Below are 15577 nucleotides of genomic sequence, written 5' to 3'. Positions count from 1 at the left end.
AATAGGACTTAGGGCCGTCCATTACCTAGAATGGATACCATGACTGGACTTGCACAGCGTCTCCAACCTCCCGCTTCGGTGGCTTACCCAGGGGCTCACCTTGGACTACGGTGGCGTCAACTCATTCCCTCTGACGGACCAGGAATCGCTGAGCTTGCCCGTGTGGTCGAAGACGCAGATGAAGCAATCCACAGAATTTCACCCGCCCAGATTGCTGACCTCATGGAGGGAAAGCAAGGGGAGGATCTCATCGACACCATTGTCGGTGTCGACGGTGAGGGAGTTATTGGCGCGGTCGCTTCGGTGCGTGTCCTTCGCTCCGTTGAGGAAATGGCCGTCGCCGTTGTTAACGCCCTTATCCACCCCCGGTGGCGAGGCCGCGGTCTAGGCCGTGCCCTCCTCTTCTGGCAAGATGGACGCGCTCGCCAGCTTCTCGTGGAACACTTTGGCGCCGATAACCCCATTCGTGCGCAGATCATGAACACCGTCGATTCCCACATGACAGATCGGCGTCGGCTTTATATCGCAGCGGGTTTCTTCGCTAAGCGCACCTTTGCCATCATGTACCGTGAAATTGAAGGCTCGGAGACTACACCTCCTGTGAAGCACGGCTACAGCCTGCTTCCCTGGAACGACGTCAACGTTCAAGAAGCCCACCTTCTCCACCGCGAGGTTTTCACTCATCATTATTGGCCAGAGATGCGTGACCGCTGGTGGGCTGAAGCAATGGACGAATGCGAACCCCGCTGGTCTTTTGGTGTTGTTGATTCTAAAGGAAAACTCGCTGGATATTGCATTTGTGCTCGCCCTGCTGAACGTTGGGCAGCAACCGGACGAACCGAAGCCTATGTGTCTCTTATCGGCGTTGGCCCTGAACACCAAGGCAAAGGCCTTGTCAGAAGCCTGCTGGGCGCAGCGGTGGCGGCAGCGGCACGATCAGGGATGAACCGTATTGGGTTGGACGTGGATATTTCCTCGCCAAGTAACGCTCACGGTATCTATGAGCATTTCGGTTTCGTTGACGAACGCTCAGAGGTCTACTACGCCATCGAACACTAAACGCTGCACGCTCGTATGCTGTCAGTAGGTCACTGTTTGCTGCTGACCACGAAATGTGCGCCGGCCGTATGAAAGGAGGAGCCAACAATGGATGATGCGTCCGTGCCTGATAATCCTGTCAGTGGTGAGGAACACACGCACGAGCCACACCGCCTGTACGTTGAGCTCCCCACCGCCGAACGCGGGGTGTACTGGCGTGAGCTTCAGCCCGATGACTTACATGCTCTATCCAACCTTATTGCTCGTATTGAAGCCCGCGATAATCCTCCGTACCGCACTTCTTGCGAAGAAGTCGAAGAGATGCTTTCTCAGGCAAGTGACTGGTTCGGCATCGCCGCGTTCGCATCTCGTGGAATGGCCCGCGGCGAAATGGTTGCTTTCATGCAGATGGTCGTCCGCCACACGGGAACCATCGAATGTCTATGCCAGGGTGGCGTTGATCCTCGATTCCGCAGGATTGGGTTGGGCGGTGCTCTTGTTCAATGGCAAACAGATGCTGCGCGGAACGTGCACCAGCTCCTACCCGTTGAGGGGCAAAGTGGCCGCGTGGTGACAAATGTCGATCCGGGCAATGAAGAGCTTGAAGACCATCTCAAACGCCTGGGATATCACTGGTCGCGCACCTACTATGAACTCAGAGCTGAACTTCATGACCTGCCTGCCACCCCTGATCTTGGATCCTATTTGCGGATCGAAGAATGGGGGCCACAATGGGAGGATCCCACTCGTCGCGCTGCGAACCGCCTAAACGAACAAGAGTGGGGGCGTCCTCTTACCGAGGAACAGTGGCTGATGGGGAGAACAGCCTTCGTCCCCGAATGGTCTTTTGTTGCCGTTGATTACCGAGGAGACCGCCCGAAGGTTGCTGGATTTCTCCTGGCCTCCCGCTATGAGCAGGACTGGGCCGCACTGGGATGGAAAGAAGGCTACATCGACCAGATGGGCGTCCTGGCTGACTGGCGTCACGCTGCGGTTGTCGACGCCCTCATTATTGCGACCATGCACGCCCAACGTCGGGACGGGATGGAGCGCGTGGGGACGGGGCTCGGCTCAGGGAATCAATCCAGTGCTCTTGCCGTCTACGAGTCTCTCGGTTTCCGCGTCGTCGGACAAACCCGCCTTTACGCCCTCGACATTTAACGAGGACCTCGCAGAACCCAGGAGCCCTCAACCGATAGTGGCAATCGCATGGGACAGGCCAACACCTGAGCCATCGCGGCGTAGATCCACTGTGGGCAGGGTAATGGGCATACCGTGTGCATCTGCGGCACGCGCAGGAGCGTTGCCCACCCACGCCAGATCGAGTCGATCCTCGCCACGTAAGAAACGCTGGGCGCGCACGCCTTGGCCACCGCGCCCCTTCACGGGAAACGCTGATGCGGGCGTGACTTTTGCCGTGGTCTGCCCAGTGCCAGGAAGCGCCCCAGCAGCAGCAGCGACAGTCACAACAACGGATTCCTCGACAGCTTCAACAATCCAGAAGCCGAGAGCCTCTGCGCCGGGGGCAAGTTTCATTCCTGCCATGCCACCAGCAGTACGTCCCTGCGGGCGAACCTTGACGGCGGGGGTGCGTAGCAGTTGAGCGTCGGTGGAGATGAAGACAAGATCGGCATCATCTGAGCAGGGGCCAAATCCCACCAGAACATCACCGTCGTCCAACGTGATGACTTCCCACTCGTCGCGCGTCAACACGTCAGGACGGAGACGTTTAACGATGCCCTGGCGCGTTCCCATCGCCATCACCGTGTCAGCAGCGGGGTCGAGAAGGCCCACAGCGGGGGTATCGGAGTGGACAAGTACCCCCGCAGGAACTGCAGCAGCGAAGGAGAGGCCCGTTTCAAAGCGGGGAAGCGCCGGTAGATCAACAACCTCAACGCGGTGCGCTATTCCGTCCGCTGTCACTACGGCAATCTGAGAGCGAACAGTGGTGGAAAGCTGGGCAATCCAGCCATCGTGAGCGGCACGCGGTCCCGGTTCAAGAGGCTCGCCCTCAGCGACGCGGGCAAGGCCTCCCGAGGCTGATAAGACAACCACGCAAGGATCGTCAGCGATTTCCAGATCAAGTCCCTTACGTCGGGTATTCGTCTCGGGTAGGGCCGCTGCCAGCGCAATGCCAGCATCAACACCGGCACTTGATTTGCCTGAAGCCGCCAGAGTGCCGCCAGGAAGAGCAGCGACGGAGGCATCGCCTCCTGCGGCGGTGAGCAAGAGGGTGCGACGCGGCGTTCCCAGACGGGCGGAAACCTCGTTCATTTCTTCTTTCACAAGGTCACGCAGAAGAATATCGGAGCCGAGGATCTCCTCAAGCTCAGCAATCTTTGCCCGTAGGTCAGAGGCCTCATTTTCCAGCTCCAAGCGAGAAAACTTCGTCAGGCGACGCAGACGGAGTTCAAGAATGTGGTTTGCTTGCCGCTCAGACAGGTCAAAGGCCACCATCAAACGTTCGCGTGCCGATGCGGCGTCATCGGAGGAACGGATAATCGCGATGACGTCGTCAATGTCAAGGACAGCGATTAAAAGCCCTTCAACGAGGTGCAGTCGCTCGGCATACTGGGCAAGGCGGAACTCACTGCGACGACGGGTCACACTCAGCCGGTGATCAATAAAGACCTGAAGCATATGCTTGAGGCCAAGAGTCTGGGGCTGACCGTTCACAAGGGCAACAGCGTTGATTGCAAACGACTCTTCTAAGGGCGTGCGCTGGTATAGCTGTTGGAGGACAGCCTCGGGGTTAAAGCCGTTCTTCACCTCCACAACGAGGCGCAGGCCGTGGTGGCGGTCAGTGAGGTTTTGAACGTTGGAAATGCCTTTGAGGCGGCCCGCAGAGACGTTCTCCTTAATCTTTTCGATCACCTTTTCCGGACCCACCATGTAGGGCAGCTCTGTGATGACGAGACCCATTTTGCGAGCCGTGATGCGTTCAATGGCAACCTTGGCGCGCGTGCGGAACTTACCGCGGCCAGTTTCGTAGGCCTCTTTCACTCCATCCAAACCAACTATGACGCCGCCACAGGGAAGGTCCGGGCCGGGAATGAAACGCATGAGGTCTTCAACGGTGGCCTCTGGGTTATCAAGAAGATGGCAGGAGGCGGCAATCGTCTCAGCGAGGTTATGAGGGGCAACATTGGTGGCCATGCCAACAGCAATACCTGAGGCACCGTTGACAAGAAGCTGAGGGAAGGCGGCAGGCAGGACCTCAGGCTGCATGAACTGGTTGTCGTAGTTTGGAACGAAGTCGACGACGTCTTGGTCGAGGTCGGCCACAAGGTCGAGGGCGGATGCCGCCAGGCGAGCCTCAGTGTAACGCGCCGCAGCCGGACCATCGTCAAGGGAGCCAAAATTGCCGTGGCCGTCGATAAGAGGCACGCGCAGATTGAAGTCTTGCGCGAGTCGGACCAAAGCATCGTAGATGGCAGAATCTCCGTGTGGGTGGAGTTTACCCATTACCTCACCAACGACGCGTTGGGATTTGACGTGCCCCTTCTCAGGAGACAGCCCCATCTGATCCATCTGATAAAGGATGCGACGTTGGACAGGTTTGAGACCGTCGCGGGCGTCAGGAAGAGCGCGCGTGTAGATCACCGAGTACGCGTATTCGAGAAAAGAGCCCCGCATCTCGTCCGAGACATCAATCTCTGAGATGTTTTCATGACCGGAATCATCGGTAAGAGGCATCGTCATTTCCACATCGCGCATGGGCACTATTGTCCCCATAAAGGTCATGTCGTATCGACTCCCACGCCGCAGCAATGCACAATTATGAGCATGAAGACGTGGACACAGATCGAAGAGCTTGGTTTTTACCCTGAGTTAGTCACTCGCTCCTTACGGCGAGCCCTTGGTGGGAAAGACCTTCTCGCTCTGCTGATGCAGCTTGATGCAGGCTTCGATCATGGTTCCCTTTTCCGTCATCTCAACGTGGTTGCAGTTTCCACGTCTAATCTTGTTCAACTTCATGTCGATGAGCTTGAGGACGGGGGTGCATCGGTTGCCTCCGCGATTCATCCCCTCCGAGCGATTCGTGGCATGTCCTATATGGAGCACGTCGTCTCCCCTGAAAAACAGGGAGGTGCCGTCACGGAGATCACCATTGCGGTTAACCTTGGTTCAGCTCGACGTGGGGATGTAGAGACACTCCAATGTGACGACCCAGAATGTGTGGCCGATCATGGTTTCACCATTTCATCAATCCCTGACGACCTCACGATCCGAGTATCTGCCGCTGCTGATGGCCTTGAAGCACTCGCTCAAGCCGAGCAATTCGTTGATGTCCTCTCGACATTGATGGAGAGTACGCATGGCTGAGTGGGCACTCCCAGACAGTGACGCTTTGCGACTCACACAGGTTCTGGGCGCGTGCATCGCCTCTGTGGATCCAACTTTGCCAGGTGCTGACGCTTATGCGGCCGAGCGATTCGGCTTCACGGATGCCTCACAGGTGCTCGTTATTTTTGTTGATGGTCTAGGTTATCTGCCGCTGCACAGGCGCATCGGACATGCTCCTGTGCTTCGTGCACACCGTGAGGACATGCACTGCGCCTACACTGTCATCCCTTCGACAACCGCCGCAGGTATCACCGCTTTTGGAACGGGCTGTATGCCCGGTCAAACCAGGATGGTTGGCTACTCGGTAGCGCAGGGGGACGGAGTGATGAATCTTCTTGCCTTCGAGGAAGGAGTCGATCCTGCCCAATGGCAGCCTTGCGAAACACATTTTGAGGCTCTTGCACGCGCCGGTGTCGAAGTAGCTGTCATCTCTCCACCTCAATTTGCTCATTCAGGACTGACACGAGCCGCCTTACGAGGCTCACGGCATGTGGGTGCCGTGTCGTGGGAGCAACGTTGTGAGGCCGCGATTCGTGAACTCCGTGCAGGAACTCCTCTGGTCTATCTCTACTGGTCGGAACTTGATCACCAGGGTCATATTCACGGCGTGGAGTCTTCTGAATGGACAGGCGCACTTGAAGAGTTCGATGCTGGGCTACGTCACCTTCTGGCGCGCCTGCCGCGAGGCGTGATGACCGCATTGACAGCAGATCACGGCATGATTGATGTCTCGCCATCGACTCTTCTTGACTGCGCTTTTGATCCTGAACTCTCTGAAGGCGTCCGAATTATCGCCGGTGAGACCCGCTCAGTTCATGTCCACGCTGAACCCGGCCAAGGAGAGGCCGTCCGACAGCGATGGGCACAGTATCTAGGGGATCGAGCATGGGTGATGAGCCCTCAGGAAGCACGCCACTACCTTGGTGATGGGCCAGGAATTGACCTTGTAGGCGACGCTGTGGTGTTTATGGCCCAGCGCCACGGGATTGTCGATTCGCGTATCCAAACCCCAGGCGCTATCGGCCTGATCGGCGTGCATGGCTCTCTGACTGAAGATGAGATGCTCATCCCCGTCATGCGCCTTAGCTAGGGGGCGATTACCCTACTGTGGTTTAGAACCGAACACGATCTCATCCCAACTGGGAACCGAACGACGTTTCCGTCGTTTCTTGCCTGTGGGCTGCGTTTCAGGCACTGTGAGCCCCGGCAGGAGTGAGTCTTGAACGTCACCGCTTTGAGAATCCTCCTTACTGCTGGAGGAAGATGTTTCCGAGGGGGACGTTGAGGCGGGTGCGGGGGAGGCTGACCCTACTGCCTTTTCGCTGTCGTTCGAGGCCGAAGAGGCGGGCATTTCCTGTTGGGGTGCGCCATCGCTGGGGGGAGAATCTTCAGAAACAGGAGCCGACTGAGGATCAAGAGCGGGGATTGTTGTCTTCGTGCGAGACTGAGCGATGGAGTAGATTCGGGCCGAAATAGACGGCGGGGGAGTGGGCTGGGAGGAGGGCTCATCGCCAAAGATGGCTGCGATTTCGTCCTCGTCCTCATCGTCGATTTCCACTTCAACTCGGCGGCCTCGAGCAGCATTGAGCTGGTCAAGGAGTGCATCTCGAGCGCGCAGTTCGTCCTCAGACTCCGGGAGTGTCTCAGGTGCGGCAACAGAGGGGCTAAAAATCGCCTGGGTGGGGGCAGCGGCTACTGTTTCCGTCAGCCAACGAGCTTCCTGGTCGATAGCTTCAAGATGAGCGCTTGCCGTGTCAACATGCCAAGAAGCAGAGTGCTCGCTCGCGCCCTGTACGAAAGTGACGATGATCTCCCATGGGCCATCAACGTCGCGACGGGCGGACCACGTCAAAGAACGAGGAGAAACGCCCCGGGCAGCGAGTCGATCAACAACGAGTTCTCCCATGACGGGACCGTCGGCGGTTCCCCCAATGCGGAAATTCAACGCACGATTAAGGGCGTAGTTCTTTTCAGCCTCAACGGGGGCTTCGAAGCGCTGAATGTAGGTGACATCCATGCCATGCTCGGTGGCAATTTCTTCAGCGGACAGACCTGAACGCAGGAGGGCTTGGATCTCCCGAGGGCGGAGGCTTCGCTGGGGCGAGGTGATGGCCTCGATCTTGGGGCGGTCTCGGCGGACACTTGCGCGCAGCTCGTCGGTGATCGGCACGCAATAGCGTTCACCGTCAGCGTCACTAAAGACTAATGTCTCGCTATCTGCGCCGATACCTAAAAGCTCGAGTTCAATCATGCGCTCGTCCTCCATCACTCAACACAACGATCGTGACAGATTCCCACCCGTCCTGCTCGACTTTACTCCGCGTGTCCCAAAACGCGCACGACATGACATGACGATGAGGGCTCTCAGGTGCTATCCTCCCACCGCAAGCGCCTCTCACATGAAGGAGTGCGCACCGCCCGAGTGTTAACACTCGACACCAAGGAGGAAAGACCGTGGCAACTGACTACGATGCCCCGCGCAAGAACGATGACGATGTTGCAGAGGACTCAATCGAGGAGCTCAAGGCGCGCCGCAACGATGTTGGTTCCTCTAACGTCGATGAGGATGAAAACGAGGCCGCAGAGAGTTATGAACTTCCTGGCGCTGATCTTTCTAAGGAAGAGCTCACCGTTCATGTCGTGCCTCGTCAAGAAGATGAGTTCACCTGCTCAGAGTGTTTCCTTGTTCACCATGCGTCCCAGCTTGACCACATGAGTGCCGCAGGCCTTCCTGTGTGCACCGAGTGCGCTGGCTGATTTGACCCATGTTTGGCAGGAAAAAGCACGCTCCCGCGCCGGTCGAATCCAGTAGCGAGGACGCAACGGTGACTCTGCCGACTCTTGCAGACGAGCATTCAATCTGGGATCAACCCGGACCACGCTCTGCGGAGGAAGTCGACACATCGGTTGGATACATTGATCATGGGGCAGTGAAAATTCCTGCTGTGCACGGCATGCGCGTGGAGCCTCTCGGCTCTCTTTCTCAGGGCGTCGCCGCAGGCATTCGTCTCACCATCGGGACCTCGCTCGTAGAGATCGAGGTTTACGCGGCACCGAAGTCGGGCGGAGTGTGGGACAACATGCGGCACAGCTTGCGTGAACTTGCCCTTCAGCATGGCGCGCAGGTAGAAGAAAAAACAACGCGGTATGGCGTTGAACATCTCGTGACCATTCCAGTCACCATGCCAGATGGCGGCCAGGGGCAAACATATGTCCGCGAAATTGGACATGAGGGATCTCGCTGGGTTTCTCGCATCAAGATGGTCGGTCAGGCGGCCGTTGATCCTCAGGTGGGTGCAGAGTTTGAGAAACTGATCGATCGAATTGTGGTAGTCCGAGGAAGTGAACCTCGTGCCCGCCTTGAAATCCTGCCGGTGACCTTCACAGAACATAATGTGCAGGCTCCCCATGCCTGAGAAGGGCTCCTGGTACCGGCGTTTTGTGGATCGCTGGTCTGCTCATCGGGTGGCGAGCGATTTGCGTACCCGGCTTGAAGCCGAGGACGAGGCCGCTCTACGTGGTGCCCGCGGGACAACGCCCATCTCGGAGGTCGTTGCTCGGAAGAAAGTGTGCTTGTCGGGCGTCTTACAGTCGATCACCTATTCAGCTATCGGCCGTCCCGCACAGCTTAACGCCATCCTCTATGACGGTACGGGCACAGTGGAACTTCGATGGCTTGGGCGGCGTGACATCCCGGGAATCCGGGTTGGCCTCCACCTTGAGGTTGAGGGGACTGCCACCCCTCAAGGGGATCATTTAGTCATGATGAATCCGCTGTATCGTATTCTGCCCCAAACACACTAAAACGACTTTGCTGCGAGCTTGTGCGAGCCTGAAAGTGCCGAGCATGGAAATGGAGTGCCATGTCTGAAAACTCTTCTTTTGGCGGTGCCTTTGAACAGCTACGTTCAGAGGATTTCTCCTGGAAGACCGCTGTCGGAGGATGGCGCGGAGTCATTGAATCGGCACTGCCGGTGCTGGTGTTCGTTGTGGTCTTTACGCTCACGTCAGATCTTTGGCTGACCGCTGGTGCGGCAGGTGCGGTGGCACTGGTCTTTTGTGTCGTTCGCTTGTGGGCGCGCCAGCCTTTGACTCAGGCTATCTCAGGCTTCATAGGCGTGGCTATTGGTGTGGTGTGGGCGTTGGCAACAGGCAGGGAGGAGAATTACTTTGCAGTTGGTCTCATCAACGCTGCATTCTTCTTCACCCTCATTGTGTTGTCTTTACTGCTGAGGAAGCCTCTTATTGCCCTTGGCTGTGGGCTCGCGTGGCAGCTTCCTGCAGGATGGATGTCGGATCCTTCCTACCGGTCACTGTATCGTCGCAGCGTCCAGCTCACATGGGCGTGGGCGATGCTTTTTGCTCTTCGTTTTCTTGTCCAACTACCGCTGTGGTGGTTTGCGATGCTTGAAGCACTTGCGGTAGCCAAGCTCATTCTCGGCATCCCGCTCTTTGCTCCGCTGGTGTGGCTGACGTGGATGGGCTTGCGCCCTTTTTCGGCTCGCTTCAGCGATGAGACACATGCAGTGTCGTGAGCGGTGAGTTTCACCTGTCAACAGTTCACCCCCGCCATGATAAAGAGGCGGGGGTGAACGTTACTTTACTCGTCGATAAGAGACTCGATGAGCTCTACGGGAGCCTCGATTTCAGATGCGAGTGTTGTCATGAGCGCCGCATGCTTGTCAGGAACGAGGAGCAGTAGTTCATCTCCAGCGCTGAATACGTCATCATCATCGGGGCGAATTGGTCGTCCGTCGCGTAGAAGGGCTGTGAGAACTGTTTGTGCAGGAAGATCGACATCGGCTACCCGTTTGCCAACGATAGGGGATCGGTGGGGCAGGACAATGGCGTACATTGAGACGTCTGCAGTATTGAAGGAGAACAGTTTCACGGGCTGACCGATGCTGATTGCTTCCTCAACGAGGGCGGTCATGATGCGTGGTGTTGAGACGGCGACATCCACACCCCACGAGGCGTCAAAAAGCCACTCGTTCTTCGGGTTATTGAGGCGTGCCACCACGCGGGGGACACCGAACTCTGTTTTTGCCAGAAGAGAGATCACCAGGTTGGCTTTATCATCGCCTGTGGCAGCCACAAGAACGTCTGCCTCGCGTACTCCTGCGTCAGCAAGAGAATCAGGAGAGCACGCGTCAGCAAGAACCCAGTCGGCGTCGACAACGGCGGAGACTTGCAGTTTCTCCGGGTGATTGTCAATGAGGGTGACATTGTGGTCATGGGAAAGGAGCTCTTTGGCGACAAAACGCCCGACGGAGCCGGCACCTGCAATAACGATACGCATGGGGGTTACTCCTCAAGCTCGGGCGGCGAGGTTAGAAGATTGCGTAGGCGGGTGGAATCAACACCTGCTTCAGCAAAGAAAAGCTCGTCATCTTCCTGAATGACCAAGTCAGGTGCCGCAACCTGAAGGGCCCCTAACCGTGATACGAAGGCAACGCGGCTCCCAGTGAGTGCCTCAACGGTGGTGAAGGGCAGACCGTACCAGGATGGTGCCGGCATGACGGCAACAAGAGAGACGTTGCCAGCAGGATGACTCCACGCCACATGCGCATCCCGTGGCATCATCCATCTGAGCACTGCTTCAGAGGTGCGACGCACCGTTGCAACGGTGGGGATCCCTAAGCGTTCGTACACAAAAGCGCGGGTGGGATCGTAAATGCGGGCAACGACGCGTTCAACACCAAAGGTTTCGCGGGCGACGCGGGCCGCAATGATATTGGAATTGTCTCCGTTAGAGACGGCGGCGAAGGCGTAGGCCTCCTTGATTCCCGCCTTGCGGAGGATGTCACGATCCATCCCCTGCCCCGTCACTTTACGTCCCGAGAAATCACTGGGGAGACGACGGAAAGCCTTGGGATCGGCGTCAATGACGGCGACTGAGTGTCCATCAGAATCTAATTGGGTGGCCAAGAGGGCGCCCACGCGCCCGCACCCCATCACAATGAAATGCACAGCCATAACGCTACTCCCCATTTGGACGCTTGTGTACTTGGACGGTCCTCACTACTTTGTGTACAGGTGGCAGCATTTATCCTCGTGGGTTTTACTTCCCAGAGGAAAGGACTACGCTGGACGCTCGTGCGTGAGACTTATGACCGCGTCAAGAGAGTCCTTATCGGACGCCCAATTCGCTCTGAAGCGCTAGGACACCAGCTTCTTCCAAAGAAACTGGCGCTACCGGTTTTTGCTTCCGATGCCTTATCGTCGGTTGCATACGCCCCAGATGAAGTGATTTTGACCCTGGCATTAGCTGGAGGATTGGCTGGATACCACTCCTTGTGGGTGGGCGTGGCAGTAGTGGCAGTTCTTGCTGTTGTTGTCTTGTCCTATCGCCAAACAGTTCATGCCTACCCCTCAGGCGGGGGAGACTACGAGGTTGTCACAACTAACCTGGGACACAACTGGGGCCTGGTTGTTGCCTCTGCCTTGTTGGTGGACTATGTCCTCACAGTCGCAGTGTCAATATCGGCAGGATCGCGTTATATCACCGCTGCCATCCCGTATTTTGCCGGCCACGAGGTGGGGATCGCAGTAGGCCTTGTCGTGATCCTGACAGTTCTGAACCTCCGTGGCATGCGTGAAGCCGGTGCAGCATTCGCTATCCCCACCTACATCTACATGGCGGCAATCGCCCTGCTTATCGTTGTTGGTTTCTACCAGCTGTTCACGGGGAATCTTTCTGCCGCTGAGTCTTCGCAGTATGAACTGGTAGCCGATCCCAGCCACATGGATGGCATCGTCGGGCTCGGCGGCGCCTTCTTGATGATGCGAGCTTTTTCTTCCGGCTGTGCGGCGCTGACGGGGGTGGAGGCAATCTCCAATGGTGTTCCCTCCTTCGCGCCACCCAAGTCAAAGAACGCAGCAACAACACTTGCTCTCCTTGGCGGTATCGCAGCCGTCATGATGATGTCTATCCTGATCTTGTCTCGCGCAACGGGGGTTGTTCTCGTTGAGGATCCTGAATCGCAACTCCTCTTGAACGGTTCTCCTGTTGGCGCAGACGTTGTTCTAGCGCCGGCCATCGGACAGTTGGCTGCAACAGTCTTCGGTGAGGGCAGTATCTTCTTCCTGCTGATTACCGTGGTGACGGGCGCCATTCTTGTCCTGGCAGCAAACACCGCGTTCAACGGCTTCCCCACACTGGCCTCGGTCCTCTCGCGTGATTCTTTCCTGCCACGCCAGCTCCACAAACGTGGAGATCGTCTAGCGTTTTCCAATGGCATCATCGTCCTCGCCTGCGGTGCAGTGGCGTTGATCGTCGCCTTTGATGCAGAGGTCACTCGGCTCATTCAGCTTTATGTGGTGGGTGTGTTTATTTCCTTTACCCTGTCTCAGTTGGGCATGATTCGGCATTGGAACCGGCAGCTCCGCACCCGCCAGACAGGCGCTGAACGCGGTACAGTCTTGCGTTCTCGCGCGGTCAATATCATTGGTTTCATGATGACCGGCTCGGTGCTCATGGTTGTCTTGATAACGAAATTTGGTCAGGGTGCTTGGATTACGCTCATTTTGATGGTCTGTGTGTTCATCGTCCAGCGTCTCATCCGCAGGCATTACGACCAGGTTCGGGCAGATCTCAGGGTTGAGGATTGGAATATGCAACGCGCATTACCAACCCGCGTTCACGCGATCGTGCTTGTATCGAACTTTGCCCGTCCGACGATGCGCGCCGTTTCCACTGCCCGCGCATCTGCCCCCTCCTCCCTTGAACTAGTCTCAGTCGTTGCTGATGAAACGGAGGAAACACTGGTTCGGCGTGAGTGGGAAGAATCTGGTCTGCCCACGCCCTTGACCCTGCTGCATTCTCCATATCGAGACATTACGCATGTGGTGGAGACTCATGTGCGTGCCTTGCGTCGCCGCCGCCCTCACGAACTCGTGATCGTGTACCTCCCGGCGTTCTTGGTGCGCCGCTGGTGGGAGAATATTTTGCATAATCAGACTGCCGTGCGTCTGCGTCGGGCGTTGCTACACATTCCCGGCGTTGTGATCACGACTGTCCCGTGGAAGTTAGGCGAGGACGATCAGGTGGAAGGCCGCCAATTAGTGAACGATCCTTTCCCGAGTAATGAACGTTCACAAGCGACGACGCAGGTTGTCGAGAAAGAAGAACAACGATGACCCCTTCACGTCGCTCCTCGCGTTCCCCTCAAGGAAAGGCATCTTCAAAGGCCAGAGGTGCCCAGCGTGGCACCGCCAAGGCAGCGGGAAAGAAAAATGCGCGCACTGCGCAACGCCCCGCTCGCCCTCGTCCGCCGAAGGAAACCTTGGAACTGCTTGTTGGTGAACCCGCTCATGGTGGTGCCTGCGTAGCCCGCGATGACAGTGGTCGCGTGGTGTTCGTACGTCACGCTTTGCCAGGAGAGACAGTTGTTGCGCAAGTAACGGCCACACAAAAGACTTTGGCGTGGGCCGATGCCATTGAGGTTCTCTCGCCTTCGCCGGACCGTGTGCCGTCTGTGTGGCCGCAGGCCGGTCCGCATGGTGTCGGTGGAGGAGAACTCGCTCATGTCGCTCCAGCGGCTCAACGCCAGTGGAAGACCGATGTTCTGCGCGGTCAGATTCGTCGTATCGGTGGCGAAGCATTGGCCGATGCTGTCAGCGATATTGGGGGAGTGCGCGTCCAGGCGGCTCCTGGTGATACTGCCCCCGACGATCCATTGCTGCATCGTCGCTCGCGCATTGAGTTGGTCGCAAACCAGGACAGCAATGCTGGTATGCATCGTTTCCGCGATCGCGTTGTCTTGCCTCTGAAGGAGATGCCTCTGGCAGTTGAAGACATTGTGGATCTGGGCCTGTTCGGTTCTGATTCCCCCTGGCGTCACCTGTGGTCACCGAAGGATCGTATCCGCGTGGTGGCCAGTAACACCGGAGATAATCGCGTCCTGGTGCGCACCCCGCAGGGACTCTTCGATGCTGAGCGTCAGATGGTTGAGGACGATACCTGCCACTGGCGTATTGAGGTCAACGGGCAGACTTTCGATTATCGAGTGCGTATGGACGGTTTCTGGCAAACCCACCGCGAGGGCGCTCAGGTCCTTGCTCAGGCGGTAAGCGATGCCGCCGGGCTTCGCGGGGGAGAGAAAGTGGCCGAACTCTACTCTGGCGCAGGCCTGTTTACACAGGTTCTGGCATCCCAGGTGGGGGAGAAGGGCCGCGTGGTGAGCGTCGAAGGGGCCGAGGACGCGGTTGCTGATGCAACGGCAAATTGCGCTGCCTACGGCACGGTCGACACTTTCGTTGGAGCTGTGGATGAGGGTGCGGTAACGGATCTCGTGGGTGAACTGGGTTCGGCTCCTGATGTGCTGGTATGTGATCCTCCACGCACGGGCGCTGGCCGTGAGGTGTGCGCACGTATTGCTGATTCCGAGGCTGCCCGTGTGGTGTTGGTGTCCTGTGATCCGGCGGCAGGGGCTCGCGATCTGCGTGCACTCACGGAGTCTGGCTACGAGTTGGAGTCCTTGCGAGCGTGGGACTTGTTCCCTCATACGCACCACGTCGAGTTTGTCGCTGCGTTGAATCGGCGTTGAGTAACAGACTCCTGCGTGCATGGGAGATCGCGCGCAGGAGAGGGTTGGCTGAGTACATCAAGTAGAAGTCGGAGATTCAACGGTATGATCATCCTGGTAGCGGGCGCATCCCACACAGGTAAGACTGCGCTCTCTCAAAGACTGATGGAAAAGTATGCTTTTCCCTACCTTTCTATTGATCACCTTAAGATGGGTCTCATACGTAGTGGCCAGACGCACTTGACCTCGATGAGTGGTGATGAGGAGCTTACGCAATACTTATGGCCGATTGTGTGTGAGATCGTCAAGACCGCAGTGGAGAACCGGCAGAACCTTATTGTGGAGGGATGTTACATTCCTTTCGACTGGTCAAAGGCATTTGAGCGCGAATACTTGGAGCACATCAGGTACGTCTGTCTGGTGATGAGTGGACACCATGTGAGGGAGCATTTTGCTGACATCAAGGCCTATGCGCGGGTGATTGAAAACCGTGTCGATGACGCGTGGTGCACTCTGGAGTCGGTTTTGAGGGACAACGCGCGTGTCCGTGAGTGTGCTCAGAAACATCAGGTGAACTATTGCGTGATTGATGGCGACTACGATTCGCTTTTTGATCGGGTAGAGAAGAGTTTGATGCTCCCTCCTGAACCGTGATGTAGCGGTCA

General features: G+C 57.2%; 15 protein-coding genes. 11 read left to right on the top strand and 4 right to left on the bottom strand.

Annotated elements, in window-relative coordinates; all coding sequences use genetic code 11:
* Positions 1-39: 39 nt before the first annotated feature.
* Entirely contained in the window at positions 40-1059 is a 1020-nt protein-coding gene (locus EII11_RS01215; protein ID WP_124867752.1) for a GNAT family N-acetyltransferase, read from the top strand.
* Between the two features lie 87 nt (positions 1060-1146).
* Positions 1147-2199: a GNAT family N-acetyltransferase gene (locus tag EII11_RS01210; protein WP_124867750.1), complete on the top strand. Its 1053-nt coding sequence runs from the start codon at positions 1147-1149 to the stop codon at positions 2197-2199.
* Between the two features lie 27 nt (positions 2200-2226).
* Here EII11_RS01210 and EII11_RS01205 read toward each other — a convergent pair whose 3' ends face one another.
* On the bottom strand, positions 2227-4755 hold the full coding sequence (locus EII11_RS01205) for a DNA gyrase/topoisomerase IV subunit A (protein ID WP_240623003.1): 2529 nt from the start codon (positions 4753-4755) through the stop codon (positions 2227-2229).
* A gap of 69 nt (positions 4756-4824) precedes the next feature.
* On the opposite strand from EII11_RS01205, the gene EII11_RS01200 reads away from it, so the two are divergent.
* Both EII11_RS01200 and EII11_RS01195 read left to right on the top strand, forming a co-directional pair.
* The gene (locus EII11_RS01200) at positions 4825-5364 is read left to right on the top strand and encodes a DUF5998 family protein (RefSeq protein WP_124868272.1); all 540 of its coding nucleotides are present in this window, start codon (positions 4825-4827) and stop codon (positions 5362-5364) included.
* A complete protein-coding gene (locus EII11_RS01195) occupies positions 5357-6475 on the top strand; it encodes an alkaline phosphatase family protein (protein WP_124867746.1) in 1119 nt (372 codons plus the stop codon). The genes EII11_RS01200 and EII11_RS01195 overlap by 8 nt, the downstream gene beginning before the upstream one ends.
* 12 nt (positions 6476-6487) lie before the next feature.
* Here EII11_RS01195 and sepH read toward each other — a convergent pair whose 3' ends face one another.
* Positions 6488-7636: a septation protein SepH gene (gene sepH / locus EII11_RS01190; RefSeq protein WP_124867744.1), complete on the bottom strand. Its 1149-nt coding sequence runs from the start codon at positions 7634-7636 to the stop codon at positions 6488-6490.
* A gap of 203 nt (positions 7637-7839) precedes the next feature.
* Here sepH and EII11_RS01185 point away from each other — a divergent pair, with 203 nt between their 5' ends.
* From EII11_RS01185 to EII11_RS01170, 4 genes are read left to right on the top strand one after another with little or no spacing between them, the layout of a single operon-like run.
* Complete coding sequence (locus EII11_RS01185; RefSeq protein ID WP_124867742.1) at positions 7840-8142, top strand: DUF4193 domain-containing protein; 303 nt, start codon at positions 7840-7842, stop codon at positions 8140-8142.
* A gap of 8 nt (positions 8143-8150) precedes the next feature.
* Positions 8151-8801 (top strand): DUF3710 domain-containing protein, encoded by a 651-nt coding sequence (locus tag EII11_RS01180; protein ID WP_124867740.1) that lies wholly within the window; start codon positions 8151-8153, stop codon positions 8799-8801.
* Entirely contained in the window at positions 8794-9189 is a 396-nt protein-coding gene (locus tag EII11_RS01175; protein WP_240623002.1) for a single stranded DNA-binding domain-containing protein, read from the top strand. Before EII11_RS01180 ends, EII11_RS01175 begins: the two co-directional genes overlap by 8 nt.
* A gap of 59 nt (positions 9190-9248) precedes the next feature.
* Complete coding sequence (locus EII11_RS01170; RefSeq protein ID WP_124867738.1) at positions 9249-9920, top strand: DUF3159 domain-containing protein; 672 nt, start codon at positions 9249-9251, stop codon at positions 9918-9920.
* Between the two features lie 65 nt (positions 9921-9985).
* On the opposite strand, the gene EII11_RS01165 is transcribed toward EII11_RS01170, so the two are convergent.
* Positions 9986-10684: a potassium channel family protein gene (locus EII11_RS01165; protein WP_124867736.1), complete on the bottom strand. Its 699-nt coding sequence runs from the start codon at positions 10682-10684 to the stop codon at positions 9986-9988.
* A gap of 5 nt (positions 10685-10689) precedes the next feature.
* Positions 10690-11361, bottom strand: a complete 672-nt coding sequence (locus tag EII11_RS01160; protein ID WP_240623001.1) for a potassium channel family protein — start codon at positions 11359-11361, stop codon at positions 10690-10692.
* A gap of 120 nt (positions 11362-11481) precedes the next feature.
* On the opposite strand from EII11_RS01160, the gene EII11_RS01155 reads away from it, so the two are divergent.
* The 3 genes from EII11_RS01155 (at position 11482) to EII11_RS01145 (ending at position 15566) form a co-directional block, all read left to right on the top strand.
* The gene (locus tag EII11_RS01155) at positions 11482-13524 is read left to right on the top strand and encodes an APC family permease (RefSeq protein WP_240623000.1); all 2043 of its coding nucleotides are present in this window, start codon (positions 11482-11484) and stop codon (positions 13522-13524) included.
* Positions 13521-14933, top strand: a complete 1413-nt coding sequence (locus tag EII11_RS01150) for a class I SAM-dependent RNA methyltransferase (protein WP_124867732.1) — start codon at positions 13521-13523, stop codon at positions 14931-14933. Before EII11_RS01155 ends, EII11_RS01150 begins: the two co-directional genes overlap by 4 nt.
* Before the next feature lie 144 nt (positions 14934-15077).
* The gene (locus tag EII11_RS01145; RefSeq protein ID WP_240622999.1) at positions 15078-15566 is read left to right on the top strand and encodes an adenylate kinase; all 489 of its coding nucleotides are present in this window, start codon (positions 15078-15080) and stop codon (positions 15564-15566) included.
* Positions 15567-15577: the final 11 nt, after the last annotated feature.

This window comes from Schaalia canis (assembly GCF_003858455.1).
GTDB lineage: Bacteria > Actinomycetota > Actinomycetes > Actinomycetales > Actinomycetaceae > Pauljensenia > Pauljensenia canis.
This window is presented reverse-complemented; position numbering and strand designations above follow the sequence as displayed.

Bases quoted from the DNA above. Each gene is read 5' to 3' on its own strand.
- EII11_RS01215 (WP_124867752.1), top strand. From the start codon at position 40: ATGACTGGACTTGCACAGCGTCTCCAACCTCCCGCTTCGGTGGCTTAC.
- EII11_RS01210 (WP_124867750.1), top strand. From the start codon at position 1,147: ATGGATGATGCGTCCGTGCCTGATAATCCTGTCAGTGGTGAGGAACAC.
- EII11_RS01205 (WP_240623003.1), bottom strand. From the start codon at position 4,755: ATGCGCGATGTGGAAATGACGATGCCTCTTACCGATGATTCCGGTCAT.
- EII11_RS01200 (WP_124868272.1), top strand. From the start codon at position 4,825: ATGAAGACGTGGACACAGATCGAAGAGCTTGGTTTTTACCCTGAGTTA.
- EII11_RS01195 (WP_124867746.1), top strand. From the start codon at position 5,357: ATGGCTGAGTGGGCACTCCCAGACAGTGACGCTTTGCGACTCACACAG.
- sepH (WP_124867744.1), bottom strand. From the start codon at position 7,636: ATGATTGAACTCGAGCTTTTAGGTATCGGCGCAGATAGCGAGACATTA.
- EII11_RS01180 (WP_124867740.1), top strand. From the start codon at position 8,151: ATGTTTGGCAGGAAAAAGCACGCTCCCGCGCCGGTCGAATCCAGTAGC.
- EII11_RS01175 (WP_240623002.1), top strand. From the start codon at position 8,794: ATGCCTGAGAAGGGCTCCTGGTACCGGCGTTTTGTGGATCGCTGGTCT.
- EII11_RS01170 (WP_124867738.1), top strand. From the start codon at position 9,249: ATGTCTGAAAACTCTTCTTTTGGCGGTGCCTTTGAACAGCTACGTTCA.
- EII11_RS01165 (WP_124867736.1), bottom strand. From the start codon at position 10,684: ATGCGTATCGTTATTGCAGGTGCCGGCTCCGTCGGGCGTTTTGTCGCC.
- EII11_RS01160 (WP_240623001.1), bottom strand. From the start codon at position 11,361: ATGGCTGTGCATTTCATTGTGATGGGGTGCGGGCGCGTGGGCGCCCTC.
- EII11_RS01150 (WP_124867732.1), top strand. From the start codon at position 13,521: ATGACCCCTTCACGTCGCTCCTCGCGTTCCCCTCAAGGAAAGGCATCT.
- EII11_RS01145 (WP_240622999.1), top strand. From the start codon at position 15,078: ATGGAAAAGTATGCTTTTCCCTACCTTTCTATTGATCACCTTAAGATG.